The 8813-nt window shown below is 40.9% G+C and carries 9 protein-coding genes, 2 pseudogenes and 1 other annotated feature; of the genes and pseudogenes, 4 read left to right on the top strand and 7 right to left on the bottom strand.

Features of this window, described 5'->3' with window-relative positions:
- Positions 1–361 precede the first annotated feature (361 nt).
- The 3 genes and pseudogenes from CZ502_RS00740 to CZ502_RS00730 form a co-directional block, all read right to left on the bottom strand.
- Positions 362–583 (bottom strand): annotated as a pseudogene (locus CZ502_RS00740) (transposase domain-containing protein); the annotation flags it as partial.
- A 151-nt stretch (positions 584–734) separates the two neighbouring features.
- Positions 735–1694: a zinc-binding dehydrogenase gene (locus CZ502_RS00735; protein WP_076459221.1), complete on the bottom strand. Its 960-nt coding sequence runs from the start codon at positions 1692–1694 to the stop codon at positions 735–737.
- A 68-nt stretch (positions 1695–1762) separates the two neighbouring features.
- Entirely contained in the window at positions 1763–2137 is a 375-nt protein-coding gene (locus CZ502_RS00730) for a VOC family protein (protein ID WP_076459220.1), read from the bottom strand.
- A 128-nt stretch (positions 2138–2265) separates the two neighbouring features.
- On the opposite strand from CZ502_RS00730, the gene CZ502_RS00725 reads away from it, so the two are divergent.
- From CZ502_RS00725 to CZ502_RS00710, 4 genes and pseudogenes are all read left to right on the top strand, one after another.
- Positions 2266–2721: an Lrp/AsnC family transcriptional regulator gene (locus CZ502_RS00725; protein ID WP_076459219.1), complete on the top strand. Its 456-nt coding sequence runs from the start codon at positions 2266–2268 to the stop codon at positions 2719–2721.
- Between the two features lie 66 nt (positions 2722–2787).
- Positions 2788–3255 (top strand): annotated as a pseudogene (locus CZ502_RS00720) (ATP-binding protein); the annotation flags it as partial.
- Between the two features lie 490 nt (positions 3256–3745).
- The gene (locus tag CZ502_RS00715; RefSeq protein ID WP_076459218.1) at positions 3746–3997 is read left to right on the top strand and encodes an AbrB/MazE/SpoVT family DNA-binding domain-containing protein; all 252 of its coding nucleotides are present in this window, start codon (positions 3746–3748) and stop codon (positions 3995–3997) included.
- A gap of 2 nt (positions 3998–3999) precedes the next feature.
- The gene (locus CZ502_RS00710; protein WP_076459217.1) at positions 4000–4395 is read left to right on the top strand and encodes a type II toxin-antitoxin system death-on-curing family toxin; all 396 of its coding nucleotides are present in this window, start codon (positions 4000–4002) and stop codon (positions 4393–4395) included.
- Positions 4396–4641: 246 nt separating this feature from the next.
- On the opposite strand, the gene CZ502_RS00705 is transcribed toward CZ502_RS00710, so the two are convergent.
- The 4 genes from CZ502_RS00705 to CZ502_RS00690 all read right to left on the bottom strand — a co-directional run bounded on the left by CZ502_RS00705 (position 4642) and on the right by CZ502_RS00690 (position 8804).
- On the bottom strand, positions 4642–5733 hold the full coding sequence (locus CZ502_RS00705; protein ID WP_076459216.1) for an FRG domain-containing protein: 1092 nt from the start codon (positions 5731–5733) through the stop codon (positions 4642–4644).
- A gap of 81 nt (positions 5734–5814) precedes the next feature.
- Complete coding sequence (locus CZ502_RS00700; RefSeq protein WP_076459215.1) at positions 5815–6693, bottom strand: amino acid ABC transporter substrate-binding protein; 879 nt, start codon at positions 6691–6693, stop codon at positions 5815–5817.
- 49 nt (positions 6694–6742) lie between these two features.
- Positions 6743–6981: a binding site (T-box leader), on the bottom strand.
- A gap of 61 nt (positions 6982–7042) precedes the next feature.
- Positions 7043–8182, bottom strand: a complete 1140-nt coding sequence (locus CZ502_RS00695; RefSeq protein WP_076459214.1) for an ArgE/DapE family deacylase — start codon at positions 8180–8182, stop codon at positions 7043–7045.
- A gap of 223 nt (positions 8183–8405) precedes the next feature.
- Positions 8406–8804, bottom strand: coding sequence for a triose-phosphate isomerase (locus CZ502_RS00690; protein WP_076459213.1), 399 nt, complete (start codon positions 8802–8804; stop codon positions 8406–8408).
- Between the last annotated feature and the right edge of the window lie 9 nt (positions 8805–8813).

Below are 8813 nucleotides of genomic sequence, written 5' to 3'. Positions count from 1 at the left end.
GCGAATCATTGCTTTAGCTAGTTCAACCGCTAGGTTGACGCTAGCTCCTTTAAAAATGACTAATTTAACCCCAGCTTCTTCGATCTGTGCTGCAACGTGAGGTTGCCATTGACGTTTGATGGGTGAGATTGGTTTAGTTGAAAACTTAGACGAAATAATATCATGCTTTTCTTCCATAAAAAAGGCCTCCTAATATGCTGATGCTTTTAGTATAGGAGGTGGGGGTAGCTTTTTATAGACGTGTCGTTATGGTGTGCTTACGTTGAAAAATAAGGATGTAAGCAGTCAATATCCATACGTATTGAAAAAAATAAGGATCAGGAGCACTTCACCGGCATTTTAGTGCTTCATGATCCTTTCGTTATTCATGGCATTCTGCTTGAACTGTTTTTGTCCATGGTAAATAAGCCTCAAGTCCTTCGTCCTTGCGGTTTGGCAGGTGATCAAACAAATACTGAAAGTATTTGTAGATATTTAAGTGGTTTAACCGGGCAGTTGCTACCAGGCTATAATAAATTGCGTTCGCCTGTGCTCCGGCAATGCTCTTTGTAAATAGACTGTTTTTGCGTTTTAATGTATGGGGCGAGTCCCATCCGTAATATTCGGCATTACCTTGTTGCCCAGAACTAATAAAAGGAGCTGCGAAAAATTAATTTCCAGCTCCTTTTGCTTAATCTGTAGAGCTTTATTGAAGATTAAGAGTTAGTCCTCTGCTGAGTATTTAGGTTTTTTTCCTATTCTTCAGGTAAAACGACAACCTTACCCGGTTTCTTTTGACTTTCTAAATATCGATGTGCATCTGCAATTTGTGATAATGGGAAGGTCTTTACCGGACGAACATCGATGTGCTTTTCTTCAATTAGCTTAAATAATTGGTTTAAGTATTTACTGTATAGCTTGTAGCTGGCAAATGAGGTCATATAACGATCATTTGGGATCGCCGTTACCGGATCAAAATCATTAAGGGCCCAGATGCCACCCATGTCACCAGTCACACTTACAATTCCTTCAACTTCCAGGTGATTAAGAGAATCAATTGTTGTAGCTGCCCCGACTAAATCAAAAATGCGATCAAAGTCTTGTGTGGTATCTAAATGGTTTTCCTGATCGTGAATGAAACCATCATAGCCCAAATCAAGGATTTCCTGTTCGCTATTCTCATGGCGTGAAGTTCCATAAACCAATAGTTTAGGATTTAACGCTTTTGCTAATTTTAATGCTGCAATTCCAACCCCACTGGTTCCACCACGTACTAATAGAGTGCGCGCATTATTTAGCTTTAGTTGTAACATTCCGCGATAAGCGGTGTTATAAGTTTCGGGCACTGCTGCTAGCTCTGCCCAAGATAAACTACTTTCGATTGGTTCTATCTGCTCATTAGGTAATAATGCATATTCGGCATAAGAGCCATCGAAATCGCGCCCCATTTCCCCATTCATTGAGACCACTTTTTGACCAACTGGTAATCTATTCTGATCAGTTGTCTCAGCAATTACTCCAACACATTCAATTCCTAAAATGCGCGGGAATTTTACGGATGGTGATTTTCCTTGGCGAGTAAAGATCTCAGAGTGGGTGATTCCGAATCCTTTAATCTTAACTAAAGACCAACCTGGTTTTACCTTGGGCGTTGGAACATCAACATATTTCAATGCATCTGCATTTCCCGGTTCGTAAACAACTGCAGCTTTCATTAGTTTTCCTCCTTTGATGGTAATGAAAAAAACTCTACACTTATTATAAGTATAGAGCATAGTGGTTTCTATTGTGGTGAAGAGAACATCCCGAATTGGTGACCACCATTATCTTCTAAGCGGACAAAAGTTAGCCCTGCCTTATCAGTAACAGGCCCCCAGATGACCTTTCCACCAGCTTCTTCAGCTTTTTTAATCATTTCTGGAACATCTTGAACTAAAATATAGAAAGTAGAATATTCTGGAATTTTTTTATCTGTACTATTAGTACCAAGAATTCCACCAGTTGGGTATTTTTGACCTGGCTCTAGAATATTATGATATTCATTTTCCATGTCATTGTAATCAAGGAACTTCCATCCAAAGAGTTTACCATAGAATTCTTGGGTTTCCTTGGGATGATCAGAACCAATTTCAAACCAACCAACATTATTTAATTGCATAATGATATCAATCCCTTCTGACTTTCTTTTATTTACTTTTAAAGTGTAACAGCCTAGAAATTCTTGGGATATAATAAAAATAAGGTATTTTATTCTTTATAGTTTAAAAAAGAAGGTGTTTTGAATTTATGGAAATTGACAATACTGATAAGCAAATTTTAAAGCTTTTAAGTGAGAATGGTCGAATGAAAATAGCAAAGATTGCTAATGAAATTCATATGTCAGCTCCCGCAACAAAAGCGCGGATCTTAAAACTAGAAGATAATGGAGTTATTAGCCACTATACAATTGAAATTGACCATACTAAGTTGGGCTATCATATGCATACCTTTCTTCATTTTTCTCTGAAAACACCTTATTCAAAGCCATTTTTAGATTATATGAAAGAATGGGATGAGCATTTTATTCAGCAATGTAGTAGTTCTGGAAATATTTGTTATATTGTTGAAGCTCGTTTTCATTCACAAGAAGAACTATGGAAGTTTCTGAGTGGTGTTTCAAAGTATGCCCATTATCAAGTCTTTCCAATTCTTAAAGCTAGTGAACAAAATACTAGTTTTTCCACATGGGCATCAAATGATTAGCTAACAGAAGTAAGATAAAAAATAATCGCGGTACTTTTTTGAAACCAGTTTTCTGGGGATTTACCATCAATAGTAACTGTTGATAATATCCGAACTACTCACTATTCTAGAAATCCAAATATTGCTAGAGCGTTAGTTCAATTTGGCTGGGTTAGGGAGTTTGGTGAAGGTGTTGATCGGATGTACAAAAATATGGAAGAGTATTTCCTTGATGATCCAGAATATGTTGCTACTAATGCTTTCACTGAATTAACCTTAAGAAATAATATTGTGATGCGGAATTCAAGACGCAAAGAAGAGATAAGTGAAATCACTAACTATGATTTAGCTAAGTTAACTTATCCAGAAAGGGCGGCTCTGATTTACGTCTATGAGCATAAAGAGCTCAGGCCTAAGGAATTTATTAATTCTAATGCAAAGTTATACCCATCAACAGCTCGGAAAGCATTGAGTGATTTGACGAAATTAGATCTTTTAGAAAGAAATTCAGATTCGCCAACCTCGCCTAATACCTACTACACATTAAAGAAGTAGGAATAAACATTGAATAGCAAGCAAGTTAGATAACCGAATATAGCTGCTAGAGAGTAGACTAAAATAGTTGCTTATATAATGAACAGTTGTTTTACGAAGAACCCTATAATGGCGCTATTTGACCATAGTTTCTGACCACAGCATTAACACAAAGTTTTAACATGTTTAGAGATAAATGCTGTTATATCAATGCTTCAGCTACCCTAGAATAGCGACTTTAGTGAGCACTACATAACGTATAAAAGCCTGTAATACCAGCGATTATCGTTGGTATTACAGGCTTTTTTCGTGGTTTAAATGGCGCTGCTTTAACACGTTTGTTAACACGGGCGGAGGCTGATGAGTGATTTTTGAGTAGTGAAGGTACTTGAATTGCTGATATGGCAAGGCTGGTCGCATGTTAAAATGTGTTAAAAAAGAGTTATGTAGATAAATCTGTGTATATATTATATAATTATAATGTATATACAGATGGGAAGGAGCCTTGATTATGGTTATTAAGTCACTAACTAAAATTTTTAAATCAGGTAATTCGAGTGCTGTGCGGATTAGTAAAGACATTATGGATGCAGCAGGGCTCAAAGTAGACGACAAAATCAACGTGACCTTTAATTCTCATGATGGCAGTGTTGTGATTAAGGCTGCTGATAATGATAATAAGGTCCATGATCATTTTTCCAAAATGTTGGATCAGAGTTTAGATGAAGATCAAGCAATATTGGACTTTCTAAAGGATAAGTAACCATGGAATATTTAATTGAGGAAGAGTTAATTGAAATTAATCGACGAATCATTCGTCGTGCTGGTGAAGGGGTAATTAGCGTATTAGATAATAATGGGTTGAATAGTGTTGTCGAAGCGCCAAAGCAAGTTTTCTTTGGACGTGAGGCTTATCCAACCATTTGGCTGAAAGCAGCATACTATTTGCAAAAGATTACCAAGAAACATCTTTTTGCTGATGGTAACAAACGGACAGCGTTTGAAGCTGCCAAAGTATTTTTAATCTTGAATGGAATAACTCTTCATTTTGAAGGAGTTGAAGCTGGGCAAATGGTTTTGGATGTAACTAATTCTCCAGATTCAGAAGAAGTCATGTTAAAAGTGGCAGAGTATTTGAAGAAACACCAAGTTAGAGTGTAAAAACAAACTCGCTAAATACCTTGATACGTCAGCTTTTGACCATAGTTTCTGACCATAGAATTAACGCAAAACCTTAACACGTTTAGGGTGAAATGCTGTCGTACCAATACTTCAGCTGCCCTAAAACAGCGCCTCTAGTCAACACGATATAACGTGTCCAAGCTTTTTTCGTAGTCTATATGTCCACAATAAATTAAAACGCCCCCAACGTTAGTTCTGTGCCTAACATTGGGGGCGATATTAATTTTAAAGACCCAGATACTTATTCTTAATCATTTCGGCCTTCTTTGCATGGTCTTCTGGATAGATGAAACTGTAATCTATCCCCAGCTTGGCTAATTCATCAAGGATGGAACGCTTATATTTTGCGGGGATAATGTACTTTTCTTTTTCGTCCGGATTATCGGGGTTGTAGAGGCTCAAGACATCAATGGCTAGCTGGGCCCGGTGCTCGACCTCTTCGTATGCAATCTCGACTGACTGGTCATATTCGTCACCGATGAAGGGGACAAACAGAAATAGTCCTTGTTGGTTTTCCATCCGGCGACTCATCCGCTTAATTGTGACAATCTTAGGAACGATCAGCTCGAGGGGGTTCATCTTATTCGCAAAACTAGGGATATCCCGCTTGGCTTCTTCAAAGAGTCGCAGGAATGGTAATGTTTGCAGGTCGTGCTTGAAATCTGCAAAGTAATCAGTATCGTTATCGTCAAAGTAGCTAAAATAACTGTGGCTCCACAGCTTGTGGTGTTGCTCGACATAATCATTATCTAGCTTATAGAAGTTTTTGACGGTCTGGAAAAAGGAACTTTTATCGGCCATCGATTGCCTGGCAAGTGATGATTCCAGTTGCATCTCATTGCTGAAAGCATTTTTCTTAAAATAATTATGATGGGTTAGGCCAATTTTGCACTGGTATTCGGCAATTAAATTGTGCCAGCCCTGGTGGTCGAGCATCTTTGCCAACTTATCCTGGTTGGGCTGATCCTTATAGATATAGACTTCTCCGTTACCCTGGCCGCCTTTAACGGCGAAGAAAAGGGCAATCAGCGGGTTGGTACTGACATCGAGTAACCTGGTCGGCAGGTGGTAGTGTTCCATCAATGCCATTCGCTCAAAGTTTGTCCGACACTTTTCGAAAAGTTGTGGGTCGGTCATCAGGAAGTCATTAAAGAGGTTGTCCTCATTATCAAGTAACTTGCGACTACGAAAAATGGCGGGCAGCGTGTTGGAAAATGCATCGTCTTGTCCACGAAAGTAGTAATTATGTTCGGTATTATTTATTAATTTTTCGATTTCTTCAATATAGTCAGAAACAGCTTTAATCTCGTGAATCATTTTATTAGCCTGCCTTTGCTAAAGTCGTCTTTATGCAAATTTTAGCCTAGCAAGGGTTAAATTGCCAGTTTTATGGATTACTTATCTTTTATTGTTTGACTTGGTAAACTCATTCGTGGGACCAAGATAGTTACTATCAATGCCGAGCCACTTTTGGTTGATTCGGCGGAGGGTGCCGTTCTTTTGGAGAACGCCAAGCGCGTAGTTAACCTTCTTAATAAGTGTTTTATCCCCCTTCCGCATCCCAATCGCCACACGGTCAGCGGGATATTCAGTCGCCGGAATTAACTTGTAATTATTGCTATTTGCAATGTGGGTCGCGTAGTAACCAGCGTATTCGGTACCGGCTAGCACTCCTTGCGTCCGGCCGGCTTGAAGGTCCATGAAAGCACTGGCGTTATCTTGGTAGAGGATTGGCCGATTGTTTTTGATGATTGCTTTGAGAACTTGGGGGTACTTATTGAGGTCAGTCTGGGCGGTTGAACTTTCTTGCACGCCAAGTGTCTTGCCCTTCATGCCAGCCATCTTGGTGATATTGCTGTCTTTTCTAACTACCAACGATTGGCCAGACAGTTGGTAGACCCGGCTGAAGGCAATTCGCTTTAACCGGGAAGGGGTGGCGGTATAACCGTTCCAGATGCAATCGATGGTCCCATTTTTCAATTCGGTTTCCTTCATCGACCAGTCGATTGACTGGAAGTTTGCCTTGATGCCAAGAACCTTGCACACCGCCCGGGAAAGGTCGACGTCGTAGCCGACTAGTTGACCGTTGCGCTTGCGGAAATCCATCGGAACAAAGCTATCATCAACGCCAATATTGAGGGTGCCACGTTTTTTAATCTTTGCCCAGGTATCCTGGTGATTTGCGCGGTCATTTTCATTTTGAATGTGGCAGCCACCTAAGAAGGGAACGACAAGCACAATGATAATTAGCAGTAGCAATATTTTCCGTTTTTTCATTGATAAAACCTCCTTAAATAAAAAAACGCCCCCGAGGAAAGTAAATTCCTCAAAGGGCGCTACTAGCGCGGTTCCACCTTTTTTCGCAGCCATCTCATGGTGACTACCTCAGCAAGTTCGGTTAAGCAGTTTAACGAAACTTGTGGTGATAACGGCCGCCGACCGAACTTTCCTTTTTGTCAGAAAGTTTTACTCGCAGATGTGATTCACCCCGTAAATAGGTCCTTTTGCACCAGCCGGACTCTCTTAACTATTCTTGCGGGTTACTAGTCTGTTCATCGTTTTGGATATTTGATATTAATAAATAGTATAGTCAACTAAAATTAAATGTCAATGAGTTTATTAAAAACTAATTAAAAAACACGCTAGCAATTTCGTAGTATGTTTTTTCAGCGGCTAAAACATCGGCAATTGCAATGTGTTCGTCGACTTGGTGCGAAAGCTCATCATCGCCGGGACCAAACGCAACAATTGGAAACTGATTATCGTCGAGCACGTAGCGGGATGCATCGGTTGCACCATGGGAAACCTGCTTGTGGGGGTTAATACCAGTAACGCGTTGCCGGGCTTCTTGAACAAGGGTGATGAAACTGTCCGCTGGATTAGTAACGACGGGCATAAAACTGGCGACAACCACAAGCTCTAACTTCCCATTAGTCCGGGCGTTGAGCTGGTCAATGATGACTTGCAGGCGTTCTTGAGTTGCGTCATTATCACACTCTGGAATTGTTCGAACGTTTCCTTTCATAAAAGCATAGTCAGGGATGGTATTTAACTGGTCACCGCCGTGAAAAACGGTCACGCTGTGAATTAATTCACCGAGGACCGGGCTCTTGGCGACATCGTCAAAGGCACTCGCCTCGGCATTAATAAATTGCACAAGGTTAGTAACTGCGTTGATGCCGAGGGCTGGTCGGGAACTGTGGGCCAGTTTGCCGTATGATTTAACTTCGTAGTCAAAGGAACCGCAGTGCGCGTACTCCACCTGGCCGCTAGTCGCTTCGCCAATCACCATCGCATCAACATCATGGACAAATCCGTCCGTCGTAAGCTGAAGGGAGCCACCACCGCCAACTTCCTCATCAACCGTCGCAATCAGGCGAACCGTCCCTTTTTTCGGCAGGTGCGCTTCTTGTAGTTCAATTAGGGTACAGACCATTGCGGCAAGGCCGGACTTCATGTCTACCGTCCCACGGCCGTAAATCTGTCCGTCAATTTCGGTAGCGCTAAACGGGTTATAAGACCACTTAGCAGGGTCACCGGTATCGACGGTATCAATGTGGCCAGCAAAGGCTAGCACCGGCCCAGGATTATCACCAACCTCCGCAATTAGGTTTGCCCGCCCGGGAGCAAATGGCACCAACTGGGCAGCAATATGGTGTTTCGCGAGAACATCCTTAATATAGTTTGCTGCGGCGAGTTCATTACCATTGACCGTGTTGATCGCAACCAACTTTTTGAAGAAATTAATTTGTGCATCCTTATCCATTTACCACCATTCCTTTCTCATTAAAATTTAATAATGATTTTAGCATTAGTCAAACGAAAAAGCGAATAATTGCAAAAATAAGGAAAAACAATGAGCCGACGATGATGGTTCATCGCATGAAGCACACTATTTTTTAAGCTCGGCACTAACTGCGTTCAGCATTAATGTTAATTCTTCATCCGTTGCTTCGCTTTCTAGTTGTTTTAGTTCTTGTTCAACCATTCTAATCCCTTCTTCCTAAAATGCCATCAATATTTTGATCCGCAATTAAGTCAGCTGTCCATTCTTGTCGACATTGTCCACCATAGATAATTCTTACTTGCCGGGCGTTTTCTTTCCCCCACCATTCACGAATAAAGTCCCGAATTTGCCGGTGAGCAATTTTAATTTGCAAAATGTCGGTGGCCATTAGTCCATGACTGGCCCAGGCTGGTTGGTAAACAAAAGTAATGCTAGAAATTGGGCGCGGGTTGGCGGTAAGGCCAGTGATAAGCTGGGGGAGAATCACTTCTTCAAAAGCGAGGGGAGTTAATCGTTGGGGGCCTTCATCTAATGTAATTGTTGTTAGAGGGTCAAGGCGGTCGGCCCTGATCTCCATCGTTGGATTAATGCTTGTCATCATTATTTTCAC

Origin of the sequence: Limosilactobacillus caccae (genome assembly GCF_900156885.1) — a bacterium.
Taxonomy (GTDB): domain Bacteria; phylum Bacillota; class Bacilli; order Lactobacillales; family Lactobacillaceae; genus Limosilactobacillus; species Limosilactobacillus caccae.
This window is presented reverse-complemented; position numbering and strand designations above follow the sequence as displayed.

Coding starts and splice junctions, on each gene's coding strand:
- CZ502_RS00735 (WP_076459221.1), bottom strand. CDS start 1,694: ATGAAAGCTGCAGTTGTTTACGAACCGGGAAATGCAGATGCATTGAAA.
- CZ502_RS00730 (WP_076459220.1), bottom strand. CDS start 2,137: ATGCAATTAAATAATGTTGGTTGGTTTGAAATTGGTTCTGATCATCCC.
- CZ502_RS00725 (WP_076459219.1), top strand. CDS start 2,266: ATGGAAATTGACAATACTGATAAGCAAATTTTAAAGCTTTTAAGTGAG.
- CZ502_RS00715 (WP_076459218.1), top strand. CDS start 3,746: ATGGTTATTAAGTCACTAACTAAAATTTTTAAATCAGGTAATTCGAGT.
- CZ502_RS00710 (WP_076459217.1), top strand. CDS start 4,000: ATGGAATATTTAATTGAGGAAGAGTTAATTGAAATTAATCGACGAATC.
- CZ502_RS00705 (WP_076459216.1), bottom strand. CDS start 5,733: ATGATTCACGAGATTAAAGCTGTTTCTGACTATATTGAAGAAATCGAA.
- CZ502_RS00700 (WP_076459215.1), bottom strand. CDS start 6,693: ATGAAAAAACGGAAAATATTGCTACTGCTAATTATCATTGTGCTTGTC.
- CZ502_RS00695 (WP_076459214.1), bottom strand. CDS start 8,182: ATGGATAAGGATGCACAAATTAATTTCTTCAAAAAGTTGGTTGCGATC.
- CZ502_RS00690 (WP_076459213.1), bottom strand. CDS start 8,804: ATGATGACAAGCATTAATCCAACGATGGAGATCAGGGCCGACCGCCTT.